Source organism: Glycomyces sp. L485 (genome assembly GCF_022548875.1).
GTDB lineage: Bacteria > Actinomycetota > Actinomycetes > Mycobacteriales > Micromonosporaceae > Glycomyces.
In genome coordinates this window covers 1-16,931 of sequence record NZ_JAKZEW010000048.1, presented here as the reverse complement: position 1 = coordinate 16,931, position 16,931 = coordinate 1, and the positions used below count along the sequence as shown (strand labels likewise).

The window sequence follows — 16,931 nt, the reverse complement described above, 5'->3', positions numbered from 1 at the left end:
GCAACGCCGTCTGGTTCCTCGAACCGTTAGACAAAGAGTGTTCACAAACGTTCGGTCCTGTGGGAACATCGACATTGTTCGATCGGAATCGCCTGAATGGAGACAACGATGTCATCCCCGAGACCGAGAAGCAGGCGCGCACTCGCCATCGCGAGCGCCGCCGGCTTCACCCTGGCGGCCGCGACCGCCGCGGTGCCGGCGTTCGCCCAGTCGGACCCGGCGGCCGGCCCCGAGCCCGCCGAATCCTCCGTCACCATCGGCATCGACCCCTCTTACCAGCACCCCGAATGGGAGGGCTGGGGCACCAGCCTCGTGTGGATGTCAAACGCCACCGGCGGCTACCCCGAGGAGATCCGCGAGCGGCTGGTGGACATGGTCTTCGGCGACGACGGCCTCAACCTCAACATCGCCCGCTACAACGTCGGCGGCGGCAACGCCCCGAACATCAGCTCGGACTACATGAAGGACGGGGCCGACATGCCCGGCTTCTGGGCCGCCCCCGAGGGGACGACCCACGAGGACAAGGACTGGTGGGACCCCGAGAACCCCGAGCACTGGAACTGGGACGCCGACGCCGACCAGCGCTGGTGGGTCGACCAGATCAAGGACGATGTGGACCACTGGGAAGCCTTCTCGAACTCCCCGCCGTACTTCCAGACCGTCTCCGGCTACGTCTCCGGCGGGTTCGACTCGAACGCCGACCAGATCCGCACCGACACCCTAGACGGGTTCGCGATCTACATGACCGAGGTCATGGAGCGCATCGAAGACGAGCACGGCATCGAGTTCGACACGGTCAACCCGCTGAACGAGCCGAACACGAACTACTGGGGCACCACGCTCGGCCCCGACGGCGTGCAGCCCGTCGGCGGCCGCCAGGAGGGCGCCCACGCCGGCCCCGAACTCCAGCAGCAGGTGCTGCTGGCCCTGGCCGAAGAGCTCCGGGACGCCGACACCGAGGCGGTGATCTCGGCGATGGACGAGACCAACCCGGGAACGTTCACCGCCAACTGGAACGCCTACAGCGCCGAGGCCCGCGCAGTCGTGGACCAGATGAACGTCCACACCTACGGCACCGGCCAGCGCACCAGCGTCCGCGACCTGGCCAAAGCCGCCGAGAAGACACTGTGGATGAGCGAGGTCGAGGGCAGCTTCCACTCCCCCACCGACTACGAGACCATGGCCACGGGCCTGGGCATCGCCGACCGCATCGTCGACGACATCCGCGAGCTGGAGCCTTCCGCCTGGGTGTTCTGGCAGCCGATCGAGGACTCGATCCCGCAGCAGGAGGGCGGCGGCAACTGGGGCAGCATCCACATCCCGTTCGACTGCACCGACGAGGACACTCTGGAGACCTGCCCGATCCAGACCAACACGAAGTTCGACACGATCCGCAACTTCACCCACTACATCGAGCCGGGCGACCGCTTCGTGCAGGTCGACGACGCCGACAGCGCGGCGGCGGTCTCCGGTGAGGGCGACGACGCGACACTGGTGTACGTCCACTCCAACGCGGGCGCCCGCGAGGTGACGATCGACCTGTCGGACTTCGGCTCGGTCGAGTGCGACGCCACCGTGACCCCGGTCGTCTCCAGCGCCGACGGCGCCCTGGTCGAGGGCGAGTCGGTCGCGGTCGACGGCACGAGCGCGACACTGACCGTGCCGGGACGGTCGGTCACGACGTTCCTCATCGAGGGCGTCTCCGGCGCGGCCGAGGACGCGGCCATGTTCCAGCCCGATCACGTCTACCGCTTCAGCGGTTTCGCCAGCGGAAAGTCGATCGCCCCGAACGCCGACGCGACCGGCATCGTCCAGCGCTCCGAGGACGTCTCCAGCCTGGAGCAGCTGTGGTACGTCGACCAGGTGACCGAGGGCGACACCAACCGCGAGCGCTACCAGATCGTCAACGCCGACAACGGCATGCGGCTGGCGGTGGGCGAGGACGATCTGGCGGTCCTCCAGGACGCCGAGGGCGATCCGGACCACGCGGCGCAGTGGTATGCGTCCACGACCGGCGACGGCACATACGTGCTGGTCAATTCCGGCACAGGCCGGGTCCTCGACGTGTGGGGGCAGTCGACCGAGGACGGCGCGCCAGTCCAGACGTACACGCCGACTTCGGGAGGCAACCAGCGCTGGGCGACGTTCGACGAGACCGTCCTGGGCCTCGAGACCGTGGAGACGTACACCGTTCCCGGCCTGGTCCCGGACCTGCCGGACACCGTCCCCGCGGTGCGGCCCGACGGGGTCCGCGGCGAGCTGCCGGTCGTCTGGGACATGCCCGACGAATGGCGTTGGAAGAAGCCGCGGAACGTCAACGTCTTCGGCGAGGCCGTGGACGCGCTCGGCAACACCTTCAAGGCGCACGCCAAGGTCAGCGTCGACACCTTCACCGGGACCGAGACCGCCGAGGCCGCCACCTACCGGGGCGGCGTCCCCGAACTGCCCGAGACGGTCAGCGCCGTCGGCAAGCGCGGCACCGTGGTCCAACTGCCGGTCCTGTGGCAGGAGGCCCCTGAGGGCGCCTTCGACGAGCTCGGCGAGGTGCTCTTGGGCGGTACCGCCGAACTGATCGACGGCTCGCCGGTGGACGCCGAGGTGGCCGTCACGGTGACCGAGGCGATCGAGGCGAATGCCGCACTCGAGGAGGGCGTGGTCACCGAGGCGACCTTCACCGAGGGCGGTTACTCGACCGAGCGCCTGCGCAACGGCGACCTGACCGACAAGGCCTGGTCGAACTGGGTTTCCGGCGACAAGCGCACCGAGGACACGATCACGTTCACGCTCCCCAAGGAGCACGACCTGACCCGGGTGGTCGCCTACTTCTACCGCGACGCGAGCTCGAACACCTTCGCAGACGAACTCCAGGTCCAGTACCTGGCCGAAGACGGCACCTGGGTGGACGCCGGCGACGCTGTCGAGGTCGGCACCGAGGGCTCCCCGATCGTCGAGGTGGGGGTGGACGCGCGCACCACGGCGGTCCGGCTCCACATGACCGTCGGCGAGGCCGGATGGATCACGATGAGCGAGATCGAGGTCTTCGCCAAGGCCCCGGACGTCTAACGGGGACACCGAACAGCGGGCCCGCCGCCCCTCGTGAGGGGCGGCGGGCCATCGCGTGTCAGGGTACGGCGAAGCGCAGGTGCGGACGCTCCCACGTCACCGTCGGCGGTGACGGCGGCACGACGCCGGTCCGCTTGGCGCCCATGCGTTCGTAGAACTCCACTGAGGGCGGGTGCGAGACCACCCGCACCTCCGCCAGCCCGGCCTCGGCCGCCTGGAGAATCATGTGCTCGATGAGCATCCGGCCGATGCCGCGGCCCTGGGCGTCGTCCGCGACGAACATGAGGTCGAGTTCCGCGGACTCCAGGATCAGCGCGTAGAACCCCAGCGACCGCCCGGCCTCGTCGACGGCCGTGAAGACCTGGTGCAGGGACAGGTAGTCGGGCGTCACGCGGTACCCGTCGATGATCGAGGCGTACCGGCCGCGATAGGCGCCCGAGGTCTGGACGAGGTCGGTCAACGACTCCGCGTCCAGCGCGCCGGCGCGCCGGATCTTCACAGCAACCATGCCCCGGAGTGTAGGCGGCGCCATCGCAGAAGCAACCCTCAACGAGCGGCCGCTCGCCTCCTCGTTCCAATTGGGACTCAGGCGCTCCGGGGCTCCGGTGAGTCCGGTCGGGGAGGGCCGCCCATGGGACCGCGGGCGCCGGCACCGGGCCGCTCGCCCAGGGTCGCCGGCCTGTCGCGCGAACTATCATGAATGGCAATTCACCTTAAGAAGTCGAGGAGACCGTCATGTGCGCCGAGCCCTGGACCGCGGAGGACATACCCGACCAGACCGGCAGGACCGCCATCGTCACCGGCGCCAACAGCGGCCTCGGATTCGAGACGGCCCGGCACCTCGCGCTCCGCGGCGCGCACGTGGTCCTCGCCGTCCGCAACGAGGCCAAGGGCCGCGAGGCCGCCGACAGGATCGGCGAGGAACGCCAGGGAGCAAGCCTGGAGATCCGCCGCCTCGACCTGGCCGACCTCGACTCGGTCAATGACTTCGCCGCGCGGTTCCGCGCCGACGACGCCGAGGTCGACGTGCTGGTCAACAATGCCGGTGTCATGGCCCCGCCGCGCACCCTGAGCCCGCAGGGCCACGAGATGCAGTTCGCGAGCAACCACCTGGGCCACTTCGCGCTCACCGGGCTCCTGCTCGACCGCATCGGGAACGGGCGCGATCCGCGCGTCGTCACCGTCAGCTCCCTCGCGCACTACGGCGGACGCATCCACTTCGACGACCTGACCGGTGAGCGCGACTACTCCGGCATGGGCTTCTATCGCCAGTCGAAGTTCGCGAACCTCCTGTTCGGACTCGAACTCGACCGGCGCCTGCGAGCGTCCCGCAGCCCGGTTCGCAGCCTGGTGTCGCACCCGGGCCTCGCGGCGACCAGCCTGGTCGAGAACGGGTTCACCACCCTGACCCGACCGATCGGCCGGCTCGTGCTGCGCCTGTTCACCCAATCGAGCGAAAGCGGCGCATTGACCTCCCTCTACGCCGCCACCGATCCGCGCGCCGAGAGCGGCCAGTACATCGGCCCGGACGGCCGGCGAGAATGGAAGGGCCCACCGAGAGTGGTGCGGCCCGATGCTCCGGCCGAGGACCGTGAGACGGCGGCGCGGCTGTGGGCGCTCTCCGAAGAGCTGACCGGGGTCAGGTACGAGTTCGCCGCCGTTCAGACGGACGTCGGTCGGGGGCCGGACGATCCCGACCAGACTGACTAAATGGACAGCACGGTCTTGCCCCGCGCGCTTCCGGCGCGCGAGCGCGCCAGCGCGGTCGGCGCCTCCGCCAGCGGCGCCTTGAAGTCGATGCGGACCTTCAGCTCCCCGTTCACCACCGATTCGGCAAGGGATCCAAGGGTCTTCGGCGTCGCCTGGGCGTACAGGTTCGCGCCCTGCAGCCCGCGCTCGGCCAGCGCCTCTGGATCGACGGCGGTGTTGGAGCTGATGATCGTCCCGCCCGGCTTGAGGAGTCCGGCGACCGCCTTGATCTGGTCGGGGCCCGAGACGAGGTCGACGACGGCGTCGACGCCGTCGGGGTGGGCGAGCCGAACCTGGTCGACCGCGGGCGCCTCGGTGAAGTCGACGACCTCCTTCGCCCCGAGTTCGCGCAGGTACTCGGCGGTAGCCGGGTCGGTCGTGCCGATGACCCGCATGCCCTTTGCCGCGGCGAGCTGCACGGCCGACTGGCCGACGCCGCCGGAGGCGCCGTTGATGAGCAGGGTCTGGCCGGAACCGAGGCCGGTGGCCGCGACGAAGTCGTGGGCGGCGGCGCTGGCGGTCGGCAGTGCGGCGGCGAGGTCGAACGGGAGGGTCGTCGGCAAGTGCGCGAGCTTGCCTTCGGCCGGCGCGAGGGCGAACTCGGCGTAGGAGCCGCGGCCGCGTTCGACGTCCATGAACTGGCCGAAGACGCGGTCGCCGGGTGCCAGAGAGGTGACGCCGGGGCCGACGAGCTCGACGACTCCGGCGCCGTCCGATCCGAGGACGATCGGGAAGGCGTGGTCGGCTTGCTCGCGCAGCGCGCCGTCGACCACCTTCCAGTCGAAGGGGTTGACCCCTGCCGCTTCGAGGCGGACGAGGACCTCGCCGGGCCCGGGTTCTGGGACGGGCAGTTCGGCGAGTTCGGGTTCGGTGTTGAAATCGGTCGCGATGACTGCGCGCACGACGGGTTCCTCTCTCGGTCTCAGACGGCCAGGCCGGCGAGTGCGATGGTGTGGCCGGTGTGGACCGCTTTGGCCTCCAGGTATCGGACGTTGCTTCCGGTGGCGAAGACGCCCGTGGGGACGCTGTTCGCCACGGTCAGGCCCAAGTCTCGCAGGTGCCGGACCTTGTCGGGGTTGTTCGTCAGAAGCTCGAAGGACTCGACGCCGAGCGCGTTCAGCATCTGGGCGGCGGCGGTGTAGTCGCGGCCGTCCTCGGGCAGGCCGAGGGCGAGGTTGGCCTCGTAGGTGTCGAGGCCGTCGTCCTGGAGGGCGTATGCGTCGAGCTTGTTGTAGAGGCCGATGCCGCGTCCTTCCTGGCGCAGGTAGAGCAGGACGCCGCCGCGCTCGGCGATGCGTTCGACCGCTTCGCGCAGTTGCGGACCGCAGTCGCAGCGGGCCGAGCCGAAGACGTCGCCGGTGAGGCATTCGGAGTGCATCCTCACCAGCGGGGTGGTCCTGGGGTCCGGGTCGCCGAGGATGAGGGCGAGGTGCTCGGCGCCGTCGGAGAGGCCTTTGAAGGTAACGGCCTCGGCGGTGGCGGCGTAGCCGTCCGAGAATCGCAGGGGGATCGTGACGCGGGTGCGGATCGCGGCGGTCGCGGGTGCGTTGTCCATGTCGTCTCCGATGTATCTAGTTCAAATTTGAACTGCTACGATCAAGCTACACTTGAGTTCAAATTTAAACAAGGAGGTATGATAGAGGCATGGATCACACCAGATGGCTGGACGATGAGGAGATGCGGATGTGGCTGGCGTTCATCGCCGCCGGCACCCTGGTCGACCGCGAGCTGGATCAGCAGCTCAAAGAGGAAGCCGGCCTCTCCCACCTCCAGTACGAGATCCTCATCTGGCTCAACGAGGCGCCCGACCGGGCGATGCGCATGACCGAGCTGGCCGAGCGTCTCATCAACTCCAAGAGCGGCCTGACCTACCAGATCGGTCAGATGGAGAAGGCCGGGCTGGTGCGGCGGCGCCCCTGCGAGTGGAGCGGGAGCGGGGTCATGGCCGAGCTGACCGACGAGGGCCGAGCACTGCTCGAACGCACAGCCCCCGGGCACGTGGAGATGGTGCGCGAACTGATCATCGACGTGCTCACGCCCGAGCAACGAGCCGCGATCGCCGACGGGCTGGGCAAGGTCCGCGACCGCATCCTCGAACGCAAGGGCGAGGCCTGCTGGTAGGCCTCCGGATGGCGACCGTGCGGGCCCGCGTTGGCCGTATCGCCGCGCATCGGCCGGAAACGTCGTCGCCCGGCCCTATCATCGGCCGCATGGCTGTTCGTTTCAAGATCTGCGTCGACTCCACCGACCCTCACCTGCTCGCGAACTTCTGGGCCGAGGCGATGGGCTACGTCGTCGAGGACCACTCCGCGTTCATCGAGATCCTCCACCGGCAGGGCGCCATCGGCGAGGACGACTTCATCGAGGTCGACGGGCGCAAGGCCTTCAAGACCGCCGCTGCGATCCGCGACCCCGACGACCCGATGGACCCGCAGAGCGGCGTCGGCAGGGGCGCCCGGATCCTCTTCCAGGTCGTGCCCGAGAAGAAGACCGTGAAGAACCGGTTGCACCTCGATCTCCACTACGGCGCCGACTGCTTCGAGGCCGCGGCCGCGCGGCTCGAAGACCTCGGGGCGACCCGCCTGAGCGCCCACGACGAGCAGGGCAGCAAGTGGGTCGTCATGGCCGACCCCGAGGGCAACGAGTTCTGCGCCCACGCCTGACACCGGGACCTCGGAGCACGTGCCGAGATCATCACCGAAGGCGACGGCCTCGCATAGTGATTCGCATTCGTCAATGCGACGTTCATGCGTTCTGGCGGCGACCCCTGAGAGGGCGAACCATGGCCGAGAGACGGCTGGAGATCACGCGCCGGCGGGCACCATGCCCGCATACACCACCTGCTCGACACGCTGCCGGAATACGCCTCGCCGGGCCGCGCGGCTCCTTCGCTTCACGGCGCGAAGGGGCGGAATCCGATGACCGCGCGCCCTCGGCGGCCTAAAATTCGAGGGACACACGGATTAGAGGCGCTTCGCCCGAGCCGGACGTCCACGAGGTGATCATGAGCGAGCCCCCGGAAGAGCTGTTCCGCCGCTGGGTGCACATCGCGGAGGAGGACGAGGCCGGCATCCGCGTCTACCGGCCGTTCGAGGATCCGCTCTCGCTCGGACGCGGCCGCGACAGCATCGAGTTCCACCCCGACGGCTCGGTGATCCGCTACGAGCACAGCGCCACCGACGCCCCCAGGGCGATCGACGGACGGTGGCGGAGCCCGAAGCTCGACGAGATCTACACCTCCGGCGCTCCCGACGAGCTCGAGCTGTCCTACCGCATCGTCTCGGTCGGTCCCGGCGAACTCCGTATGCGTCTCATGGAGGACTAATCCCGACCGAACGGCTACCGCTTACCTGCGCACCGGCGGTCCTCACCGACTTGTACGCTACAACGTGGACGCGACACCCTCAGGTCCGCATTCGGCCCGGGCGCGCCCGAACCCCCGATCATCCATGTTGGAAGAGGATGCGATGCGCGCCTGGAAGGACCGGCCCACGCTGCTGCGCGGGCGCCTGCACGGCCGCCTGTTCAAGGCCCTCGGCGCCATCGCGGCCGCGGCGGTGCTCATCGCCGTCTGGCAGTTCATCACCGTCCTCGGGGACGACGAGCCGGACCTGCCCGACTGGAACGACATCGACCTGCTGACCGAAGGAGCCCCGGGCATCTCCCCCGACGCCGAGTCCGACGTCCCGAACTCCGACGGCGCGAGCCCCACACCCACGGCAACCCCCGATACGCCGTCGAGCGAACCGAGCGAGGCCGCCTCGGACGAGCCGTCCGCGGACGCCGAACCGAACGAGCCCGCGCCGCCCGCGAGTCGATGCAGCGCGGAGCTGACGCTCGAAGGCGGATGGGGTGACACGATCTCCGTCGGCGTCGACGTCACGAACACCGGCGAGGAGACCATCGAGGGCTGGGAGATCGACCTCGCCGTCGAAGGCGTCGAGATCACTGCGACATGGGGCATCGAGCATGTGGAGGACGACCGCTACCGAAACGTCCTGTTCAACGGGACGCTCGGGCCCGGCGAGCACGCCGGCCCCAGCTTCCAGGCGGAGGCCGAGGACGACCACGTCCTCCCCGGCACGGTGCCCTGCTCGGTCACGGCCCCCTGACCGACGGACCCGAGCCGGAGCGCTCAACGGCTCAGGCGACCTCGACGGTCGGGTTGTGACGGACGGGGAAGTTCACCGACTTGGAGATGAAGCAGGCCTGGCTCGCCCTCTGGTGCAGTTCGACGGCCTCTTCGAGCTTGGACTCGTCGCTGATGACCACCTTGGGGTTCAAGACGACCTCGGCGAAGCGCCCGCTGTATCCGCCGGTCTCCTCCATGCGCCCGGTCGCCAGGTCCTCGTACTCGACGACCACGACGCGGCTCCGCGCGCACAGCGCCAGATAGGTGAGCATGTGGCATTCGGACAGGGAGGCCACGAGCAGGTCCTCGGGGTTCCAGCGGTCCTCGTGGCCGCGGAAGGCCCGGTCCGCGCTGCCTTTGATCGTCGGCTTGCCTTGGACGAGGACGTCGTGGTCGCGCCCGTAGTCCCGGTAGTTGAGGGTGCCCGATCCGGTGTTCCCGGTCCACCGGACGGTGACTTCGTAGTAGTGTTCGCCGCGCATCGGCAGCTCCTTCGGATAGGGACTCGCCGCCAGCCTAGCCGCGCTCCGGGATTCCGGGATCGGATTTCGCGTTCGCGGGCCGGGTGAACGGCGCCGCCGCGCGACGGCGGCCGACTGCGACGCCGCAAGTCGGTTCCGCCTCACTGCATTGGCAGATCGCTTGGTGCGCAAGGATTTACACGATCGAACGCTCCATAGTCGATCAATCGCTGCCGTACTCATTGGAATCGATTCGGTCCGGAAGGAGATCGGTCCTGCGACGGCTTCCATGTGTGAGGCGGCCCCGGGACGCCCTCGGAGTGACGCGGCTGAGAGAGCGGCGACCGCGTGGGTGTGTTGGTGCTGCACACCCACGCGGTCGGTTCCTTCCGTCCCTTCTGCGCCCCGCGTCGCCGGGCCGCCGGGATAGATGGTTTCTGCTTCAAGCTTCGCCCCGTCGGACAGTGCTTGGGAAGGGCCGGAAAGCTCGTTGTCGCGGGACCTTCGTCCCGGGTGGGGTCGGCCGTATCGCTTGGGGCCGACGACGACAGGACTAGGTCGAGACCGAAGGGCGTCTCAGACGGTTCCGGAGCCTTTCTTGGTGGACCGGCCGCGCCGGTAGGCGTGCCACAGCCGCTGCACGACCGCCATGACCGCGGTGATCACGACGCTCTGGATCAGTCCTCTCATGACCGGCCTCCTCATCGGTGCTGCGCCGGCTCGCCTCGGAGCGCTCAGCCGACGTCACGATCGTCCCACGCGAGTCTGAGAACGGCTACGCCCGGGGTCACGATGCACGTGGAGGGGCCCGGCCGCGGCCGGGCCCCTCCACGGCGGGTCACAGTCCGGCGAACGCCTCGCGGTGCGCGGCCAGCCACTCCTCGAAGGTCTGGAGTTCGGGGTTGAGCCTGCGGACGCTGTCGAGGTCCCGGTCGCCGGTGAACTCGTCGTCGAACTCGGTGTAGTACTGGAACATGTTCGCCATGTCGTCGGCGCCGGGGAACCCCGCCGACCGCATGGCATCGAACGGCATGGGCTCGTATACGACCTTCTCGCCGAGCAGCTTGGAGAAGGCCGCGGCGATCTCGTCGCCGGTCAGGTGCTCGCCCGCGACGGCGATCGTCTCACCGATGTGCCGCTCGCCCCCTTTGAAGACGCCGAAGGCGATCCTGCCGATGTCATCGACGGCGATACCGGCGAGTTTGCTGCGGCCCATGGGCAGTGATACGACCAGGTCGCCGTCGCGGCGTTGCGGGCTCATGGCCCCAAGGAGGTTCTCCCAGTAGAACGTGGTCCTGAGGAAGGTCGTGGGAACCTCGGCCTCTGTGAACAGCTCGTCGGACTCGCCCTTCACGTCGAAGTGGGGCACCTTGTAGACCTCGTGCAGGGTGGGCATCCGGTCGTCGTCCAGCGGCACCCGGTCACGAGTGTCGTCCAGGGTGGACCAGATCGCGTGCCTGACGCCGGCGACCTTCGCGGCTCGAGCCATCGCTCCGGCTTGGGCGCGTTCGCGTCCGGGATCTCCGTGGTCCCAGTAGTTGGTGACCAGGAAGGCGCCGAAGGCCCCGTCGAAGGCACCCGCGACACTCGACTCGTCGTCGAGGTCGGCCCGGACGACCTCCGCGCCGAGATCTTCGAGCTCCCTCGCCGCGTCGGAATCGGGATGGCGAGTGAGCGCGCGAACGGCGTACTCCCCTTCGGGCTCAGCGAGAATGGCGCGTGCGAGTCCGCCACCCTGAGCGCCGGTGGCTCCCACTACCGCTATGATCCTCTTGTCGTTTGCCATGAATGCCCCCTTATGCGGGATTGGTCCTTCAGTCCAATCCTGGCACTGTCGGTGCCGAGCAGACAACCGGCACCGCACTCGTCCGGATCAGACATGAAAATTCTCTTCAAAGCATTGCTTCAATATGAAGTGTTCTGCCAGGATGATCCGATGGGGACGTTTTCGCCCCCGGGAGCCCATCACTCCCGCGGGCCGGCACACCACCGAAGATGACCGCGACCCGTCGGTCGCCGAGTCCACCCCAGTCCAGACGGGAGTCTGCACTATGAAGTTGAAACCGAAATCCAAGCGGCGCTGGGCGATCGGCCTTCTCGCCACCGCCGGAGTCGCCTTGGTCGCCGCGTCGGCCGGTACGGTCACCGCGCTGTCCGATCCAGTGCCCGAACAGAGCGCGATCCACGACGACTGGGACGAGATCCGCAAACGCTGGTTCGTCGAGCACCACCTCAGGGGCATGAGCCTCGAAGAGAAGGTCGGCCAGCTCTTCGTCACCTACGCCTACGGCGAGACCGCCGACACCACTGATCCCGACGACGTCGCCGACAACCGCGCGGACCACGGCGTCGACAACGCCGCGCAGCTGCTGGAGCAGTACCACCTCGGCGGCGTCATCTACTTCTCCTGGTCGGACAACGTCAATGAGCCGCACCAGATCGCCGGGCTCTCCAACGGACTCCAGGAGACCGCCCTCGACGACACCGGGACTCCGCTGCTCATCTCCACCGACCAGGAGCACGGTCTCGTCACCCGCATCGGCCCGCCGGCCACGCAACTGCCCGGCGCGATGGCCCTCGGCGCCTCCCACGACGCCGACGCCGCCCTCACCGCCGCCGAGATCAGCGGCGACGAGCTGCGCGCCATGGGGATCAACCAGAACTTCGCTCCCGTCGCCGACGTCAACGTCAACCCCGGCAACCCGATCATCGGAGTGCGCTCCTTCTCCTCGGACCCGCAGCACGCCGCCGACATGGTCGCCGCCCAGGTCGCCGGATACCAGTCCGACGGCGACCTGGCGTCCACCATCAAGCACTTCCCCGGCCACGGCGACACCACCGCCGACAGCCACACCCACCTACCCCAGATCGACCACACCTACCAGGAGTGGACCGAACTCGACGCGCCGCCGTTCGAGGCCGCCATCGCCGAGGGCGTCGACTCCGTCATGAGCGCCCACATCCAGTTCCCCGCGCTCGACGAGACCCTGACCCCCGCGACGCTCTCCGAGCCGATCCTCACCGGCCTGCTGCGCGAGCAGCTCGGCTACGACGGCGTGGTCGTGACCGACTCGCTCCAGATGGAGGGCGTCCGCACCGGCTACGGCGACGACCGCGTCCCCGTCCTCGCGCTGCTCGCAGGCGCCGACATGCTGCTCATGCCGCCGGACATCGACCTGGCCTACAACGCCGTGCTCGACGCGGTCGAGACCGGCGAGATCCCGAAGCGGCGACTGAACGAGTCCGTCACCCGCGTCCTCGAACTGAAGTACGACCTCGGCCTGTTCGACGACCCGTACGCCTATGTGGACGCGATCGACGGCGTCGTGGGCACGGACGAGCACCTGGAGACGGCACAGGCCATCAGCGACCGCACCACGACCCTGGTCGTCAACGACGGCGCCCTCCCCGCCGCCGCGACCGGCGACGCGCTCGTCACCGGCTGGGGCGTCACCACCACCGCCACCGTCGCCGGTGAAATGAGCGAACGCGGCTGGAACGCCGACAACGTCGTCACCGGCATCAGGCCGGCTCAAGACGACATCGACGCGGCCGTGGCCGCCGCCGAGGGTAAAGACCTCGTCGTGGTCACCACCAACGGCGTCGCCACAGCACCGGGCCAGGCCGCTCTCGTCGCGGCCCTGCACGAGACCGGCGTCCCGGTCGTGGCCGTCGGCGTGCGCAACCCGTACGACATCGCCCGCTACCCCGACGACGTGAACGCCTACCTCGCCACCTACTCCTACGGCGCCGGCGGCCTCGAATCTGCGGTCAAGGCGATCCTCGGCGAGACCGAACCGCAGGGGAGGCTGCCGGTCGACATCCCGTCGGCCGACGACCCCGCCACCGCGCTGTTCCCCTTCGGACACGGATTGAGCTACTGATGAGCGGCAAGATCAACCGGCGCAGGCTCTTCGGCGGCACCGCCGCCGTCCTCGGCGGCGCGGCACTGCCCGCCCTCGGTACCACCGGCGCGAGCGGCGGACCCGGCAGGTGCGTCAAGACCGGAATCGAGGTCCTCGCCGAGAACGGCTTCGCCGAACTGGCCGGACAGGCCGTCGGCGTCGTCTCCAACCCCACCGGGATCCTCCCCGACCTGCGCCACGAAGTCGACCTCATGCACGAGAGCGGCGATGTGGACATCGTCGCCGTTTTCGGGCCCGAGCACGGCTTCCGCGGCACCTCACAGGCCGGCGAAGGCGAGGACTACTTCCTCGACCCCAAGACCGGCATCCCGGTCTTCAACGCCTACAACAACAAAGACCGCATGGCCGAGCTCTTCGCCGAGTCCGGCGTGGAGACCGTCGTGTTCGACATCCAAGACGTCGGCTCGAGGTTCTACACCTACATCTGGACGATGTACCTGGCCATGGAGGCCGCCGCTTCCCTCGGGCTGCGGTTCGTCGTCCTCGACCGGCCCAACCCGGTCTCCGGTGCCGCCGCCTCCGGCCCGGTCCTGCACCCCGAGCACTCGACCTTCGTAGGGCTCAAGCCGATCGCCCAGCGCCACGGCATGACCGTCGGAGAACTGGCGCGGCTGTTCAACGCCGAATTCGTCGCCGAGTCGGTAGGGACCGAAGTGGACCTCACCGTGGTCGAGATGCAGGGCTGGCACGGCCGCATGCACTTCGAGGACACCGGGCTGCCGTGGGTGGCCCCGTCGCCGAACATGCCGACGCCGGCCACCGCCGCGCTCTACCCCGGGACGTGCCTGTTCGAGGCGACCGCGCTGTCCGAGGGGCGCGGCACCACGCAGCCGTTCCAGCTGATCGGCGCCCCCGAGATCGACCACCGCTGGGCCGAGGCACTCGGCGAGGCCGCCCTGCCGGGCACGATGTTCCGCGAGGCGTACTTCAAACCGACGTTCTCCAAATGGGCGGACGCGGTCTGCGGCGGCGTCGAAGTCCAAGTGACCGACCGGGACGCCTTCGACCCCGTCAGGACGGCGCTGGCGATGATCATCGCGCAGCGCGAAGCGTTCGGGCAGTACGGCTGGCGCGACCAGGACGGCCCCGGCTCGTACTGGCTCGACAAGCTCACCGGCAATCAGGAGATCCGCCTGGCCGTTGAGGAGGGCGCCGGCATCGACGAAGTGACCGGGCTCTGGACCGACGACCTCGCCGCATTCGCCGACATCCGCGAATCCCACCTGATATACCGACGCAAGGGCCGATGAAGGAGTGGCTGTGAACCGCCGAATGATCATCAGCGGCGCCGCGGGCGCGGCCTTCGCCGCGCTCACCGGAGGCGGCCGCGCCGGGGCCGAAGAGCTGACGGCGGTCCACGGTCTCACCGGCCCGCCCACGGCCGGACCGGGCGACGTGTCCTTCCCCGAGACGCCGCACGTGCTTCACGGCGGCGAGGCGTCCGAAGTCGGCCTGCTCGCCGAGCACGTCGACCGGATCGTCCCAGAGGTCTCGGCCTTCATGGAGGGCCCGACGCCGTCGTTCCCCGGCTTCACGGTGCTAGCCGCCCTCGACGGCGTCGTGGTGAAGCACGCCGCCGCGGGCCACCGGTTGCGCTACGCGAGCTGGGAAGACGAGACCGACACGGCGGTCGAACTGCCAGCCGACCAGTGGGAGCCGACGAGCACCGACACCCTCTTCGACCTCGCGTCGATCTCGAAGCTGTTCACCGCCACCGTGACCGGCAGGCTCATCGACGAAGGCCTCGACCTGGCCGCACCCGTCGTCGAATACCTGCCCGAATTCGACGGCCTCGACCCGGCGAAGACACCGATCACCATGGGACAGCTGCTGTCCCATGCCTCGGGGATGATCTCGTTCATCCGGCTGTACGACCTGCCGGACGACCGGGCTCGCATGGAGGAGATCTATGCCCGGCCCCTGCGTCGCGCGCCCGGAAGCGGCTACGAGTACTCCGACCTCAACCTCATCGTGCTGGCTGAGGCGCTCGAACGCGCGACCGGTTCGGGACTCGACGACCTCGTCGCAGAGTTCGTCACCGGGCCGCTCGGGATGGCCGACACCGGGTACAACCCGCCGCCCGAGGCGCTGCACCGCGTCGCCGCCACCGAATACCAGCCGTGGACAGGGCGCGGAATGATCCGCGGCTCGGTCCACGACGAGAACGCCTGGTCGTTCGGCGGCGTAGCCGGGCACGCCGGGATCTTCTCGACCGCCTGGGACCTGGCCGTATTCGGGCAGATGGTCCTCAACGGCGGCCGGTACGGTGACGCCACCGTCCTCAGCGAAGCCACGGCGCGGCTGGTCTTCACCGACGCCAGCCCCGGCCTCGGCGCCGGTGCGGCCCGCGGCCTGGGATGGCAGCTCGGCCAACGCTGGTACATGGAGGCGATGTCCTCACCGGTCACGGCGGGCCACACCGGATACACCGGCACATCAATCGTCCTCGACCCGCTGGCCGGGACGATGCTGGTGCTCCTGAGCAACCGCGTCCACCCCACGAGGGGCCGCGGAACCGTCAGCTCCTACCGGCGGGCCGCCAGCCGCCCGATGGGGCGGGCGGTGCCGGTGACACCGCGCACCGGCCGCGAGGCCTGGTACTCCGGCCAGGCCGACGGGACGACGGCGACGCTCACCGCGCCGCTGCACGCGCCGGTCGACCGCGGCTCGGTGGAGTTCGCGCTCTGGTACGACACCGAGTCAAGCGACGTGGGGACACTGGAGGCCAGTGCCGACGGCGAGACGTGGACAAGCGTCCCCCTCGACCTGTGCGCCGGCGGGCACCGCTGGCAGACCGACGGGTCCTTCGCGGGTTTCTCGGGTCGGCAGTGGATCGACGCGCGGGCGGAACTGCCGGACGGCACAGGCCGGCTTCGGTGGACGTACGCGAGCGGCCCCGACTACCAGGGCCGTGGCGTCTACGTCGACAAGGTCCGGGTCAGGCAGGGCTGGAAGATCGTGTTCAACAGCTCGCTGCCGCAGGACGACTCTCGTTTCGAGGCCGAGGGCTGGTACCCCAGCCGTGATTGACCCGTTCTAGCACCAACTGATGAAAACCTCCTCATACCGGTTTGCGGAGCGGGCGGGCGGGGGATATTCGGCCTGAGCGCCGTAGTCGATTGGGATTCAAGCGGGTCAGCGACCGGGCTGGACGTCTCGTCGGAGTGCGTCTCAGAATCGAGGTCCAAGCGACTACGCCTCCGGAGCCCGGCAATGGCCGCGGGTGCGCTGGCGGGAGCGGTGCGCGGAATGATTCCTCTGCACCAAAGGCGGCGGCGATGACGAGGTGGATGGTTGGGTGGGGCGGTGTCTTCGGCTGTTCGGTGATTCTCGGTCGGGCTTCAGACGAGGCAGCGATGAGGAGCTGCGTGGGGGCCGGGGGTGCCCTGTCGGCCACGGAGGTCGGACGTGGGGGCAGGGAGCGGGACCCTCGAGGCCGGTTCGGCGGCACTGGCGGGGTTGTGGCGGTGTCAGTTTCGGGGGGAACTCATGTCGCGTCTGGTTCGGTGGGCTGCGGGGGTGTCGGGTCGGGCGGCCGGAGGGCGGAGTCTCGGGCCGCTTGGGTGTGCTGTTCTGGTCCTGGACACGGGGAATGGCTCG

Annotated in this window: 14 protein-coding genes; 9 read left to right on the top strand and 5 right to left on the bottom strand. The window is 69.0% G+C overall.

Going from position 1 to position 16,931, the window contains the following annotated elements; translation table 11 throughout:
* Nucleotides 1-108 precede the first annotated feature (108 nt).
* Nucleotides 109-3,063 carry an RICIN domain-containing protein gene (locus tag L0U85_RS17890; RefSeq protein WP_241379119.1) on the top strand — a complete coding sequence of 985 codons (2,955 nt, stop codon included), beginning with the start codon at nucleotides 109-111 and terminating at the stop codon, nucleotides 3,061-3,063.
* 58 nt (nucleotides 3,064-3,121) lie between these two features.
* Here the strand turns inward: L0U85_RS17890 and L0U85_RS17885 are convergent, their stop codons facing one another.
* Nucleotides 3,122-3,571, bottom strand: a complete 450-nt coding sequence (locus L0U85_RS17885; protein WP_241379118.1) for a GNAT family N-acetyltransferase — start codon at nucleotides 3,569-3,571, stop codon at nucleotides 3,122-3,124.
* Nucleotides 3,572-3,798: 227 nt separating this feature from the next.
* Here L0U85_RS17885 and L0U85_RS17880 point away from each other — a divergent pair, with 227 nt between their 5' ends.
* Complete coding sequence (locus L0U85_RS17880) at nucleotides 3,799-4,773, top strand: oxidoreductase (protein WP_241379117.1); 975 nt, start codon at nucleotides 3,799-3,801, stop codon at nucleotides 4,771-4,773.
* Here L0U85_RS17880 and L0U85_RS17875 read toward each other — a convergent pair.
* Both L0U85_RS17875 and ribA read right to left on the bottom strand, forming a co-directional pair.
* Nucleotides 4,770-5,714, bottom strand: a complete 945-nt coding sequence (locus tag L0U85_RS17875; protein WP_241379116.1) for an NADP-dependent oxidoreductase — start codon at nucleotides 5,712-5,714, stop codon at nucleotides 4,770-4,772. The two genes, L0U85_RS17880 and L0U85_RS17875, sit on opposite strands and share 4 nt — an antisense overlap.
* A gap of 20 nt (nucleotides 5,715-5,734) precedes the next feature.
* On the bottom strand, nucleotides 5,735-6,367 hold the full coding sequence (gene ribA / locus L0U85_RS17870) for a GTP cyclohydrolase II (protein WP_277606006.1): 633 nt from the start codon (nucleotides 6,365-6,367) through the stop codon (nucleotides 5,735-5,737).
* An 89-nt stretch (nucleotides 6,368-6,456) separates the two neighbouring features.
* Here ribA and L0U85_RS17865 point away from each other — a divergent pair, with 89 nt between their 5' ends.
* The 4 genes from L0U85_RS17865 (at nucleotide 6,457) to L0U85_RS17850 (ending at nucleotide 8,924) form a co-directional block, all read left to right on the top strand.
* Nucleotides 6,457-6,933 carry a MarR family transcriptional regulator gene (locus L0U85_RS17865; protein WP_241379115.1) on the top strand — a complete coding sequence of 159 codons (477 nt, stop codon included), beginning with the start codon at nucleotides 6,457-6,459 and terminating at the stop codon, nucleotides 6,931-6,933.
* Between the two features lie 89 nt (nucleotides 6,934-7,022).
* Nucleotides 7,023-7,475, top strand: coding sequence for a VOC family protein (locus tag L0U85_RS17860; RefSeq protein WP_241379114.1), 453 nt, complete (start codon nucleotides 7,023-7,025; stop codon nucleotides 7,473-7,475).
* A 341-nt stretch (nucleotides 7,476-7,816) separates the two neighbouring features.
* On the top strand, nucleotides 7,817-8,137 hold the full coding sequence (locus L0U85_RS17855; protein ID WP_241379113.1) for a hypothetical protein: 321 nt from the start codon (nucleotides 7,817-7,819) through the stop codon (nucleotides 8,135-8,137).
* A 142-nt stretch (nucleotides 8,138-8,279) separates the two neighbouring features.
* Nucleotides 8,280-8,924, top strand: a complete 645-nt coding sequence (locus L0U85_RS17850; RefSeq protein ID WP_241379112.1) for a cellulose binding domain-containing protein — start codon at nucleotides 8,280-8,282, stop codon at nucleotides 8,922-8,924.
* Nucleotides 8,925-8,955: 31 nt separating this feature from the next.
* On the opposite strand, the gene L0U85_RS17845 is transcribed toward L0U85_RS17850, so the two are convergent.
* Both L0U85_RS17845 and L0U85_RS17840 read right to left on the bottom strand, forming a co-directional pair.
* Nucleotides 8,956-9,426, bottom strand: coding sequence for an OsmC family protein (locus L0U85_RS17845; protein ID WP_241379111.1), 471 nt, complete (start codon nucleotides 9,424-9,426; stop codon nucleotides 8,956-8,958).
* Nucleotides 9,427-10,243: 817 nt separating this feature from the next.
* Nucleotides 10,244-11,191, bottom strand: coding sequence for an NmrA/HSCARG family protein (locus tag L0U85_RS17840; RefSeq protein WP_241379110.1), 948 nt, complete (start codon nucleotides 11,189-11,191; stop codon nucleotides 10,244-10,246).
* 265 nt (nucleotides 11,192-11,456) lie between these two features.
* Between L0U85_RS17840 and L0U85_RS17835 the strand changes: the two genes are divergently transcribed.
* Genes L0U85_RS17835 through L0U85_RS17825 form a run of 3 tightly spaced genes read left to right on the top strand, consistent with a single transcriptional unit; the run spans nucleotide 11,457 to nucleotide 16,361 of the window.
* Nucleotides 11,457-13,289 (top strand): glycoside hydrolase family 3 protein, encoded by a 1,833-nt coding sequence (locus L0U85_RS17835; protein WP_241379109.1) that lies wholly within the window; start codon nucleotides 11,457-11,459, stop codon nucleotides 13,287-13,289.
* Nucleotides 13,289-14,581, top strand: a complete 1,293-nt coding sequence (locus tag L0U85_RS17830; RefSeq protein ID WP_241379108.1) for a DUF1343 domain-containing protein — start codon at nucleotides 13,289-13,291, stop codon at nucleotides 14,579-14,581. Before L0U85_RS17835 ends, L0U85_RS17830 begins: the two co-directional genes overlap by 1 nt.
* A 10-nt stretch (nucleotides 14,582-14,591) precedes the next feature.
* On the top strand, nucleotides 14,592-16,361 hold the full coding sequence (locus tag L0U85_RS17825) for a serine hydrolase (protein ID WP_241379107.1): 1,770 nt from the start codon (nucleotides 14,592-14,594) through the stop codon (nucleotides 16,359-16,361).
* Nucleotides 16,362-16,931 lie beyond the last annotated feature (570 nt).

Excerpts from the sequence above, each read along its gene's own strand:
- L0U85_RS17890 (WP_241379119.1), top strand. The coding sequence starts at position 109 with ATGTCATCCCCGAGACCGAGAAGCAGGCGCGCACTCGCCATCGCGAGC.
- L0U85_RS17885 (WP_241379118.1), bottom strand. The coding sequence starts at position 3,571 with ATGGTTGCTGTGAAGATCCGGCGCGCCGGCGCGCTGGACGCGGAGTCG.
- L0U85_RS17880 (WP_241379117.1), top strand. The coding sequence starts at position 3,799 with ATGTGCGCCGAGCCCTGGACCGCGGAGGACATACCCGACCAGACCGGC.
- ribA (WP_277606006.1), bottom strand. The coding sequence starts at position 6,367 with ATGGACAACGCACCCGCGACCGCCGCGATCCGCACCCGCGTCACGATC.
- L0U85_RS17865 (WP_241379115.1), top strand. The coding sequence starts at position 6,457 with ATGGATCACACCAGATGGCTGGACGATGAGGAGATGCGGATGTGGCTG.
- L0U85_RS17860 (WP_241379114.1), top strand. The coding sequence starts at position 7,023 with ATGGCTGTTCGTTTCAAGATCTGCGTCGACTCCACCGACCCTCACCTG.
- L0U85_RS17855 (WP_241379113.1), top strand. The coding sequence starts at position 7,817 with ATGAGCGAGCCCCCGGAAGAGCTGTTCCGCCGCTGGGTGCACATCGCG.
- L0U85_RS17850 (WP_241379112.1), top strand. The coding sequence starts at position 8,280 with ATGCGCGCCTGGAAGGACCGGCCCACGCTGCTGCGCGGGCGCCTGCAC.
- L0U85_RS17845 (WP_241379111.1), bottom strand. The coding sequence starts at position 9,426 with ATGCGCGGCGAACACTACTACGAAGTCACCGTCCGGTGGACCGGGAAC.
- L0U85_RS17840 (WP_241379110.1), bottom strand. The coding sequence starts at position 11,191 with ATGGCAAACGACAAGAGGATCATAGCGGTAGTGGGAGCCACCGGCGCT.
- L0U85_RS17835 (WP_241379109.1), top strand. The coding sequence starts at position 11,457 with ATGAAGTTGAAACCGAAATCCAAGCGGCGCTGGGCGATCGGCCTTCTC.
- L0U85_RS17830 (WP_241379108.1), top strand. The coding sequence starts at position 13,289 with ATGAGCGGCAAGATCAACCGGCGCAGGCTCTTCGGCGGCACCGCCGCC.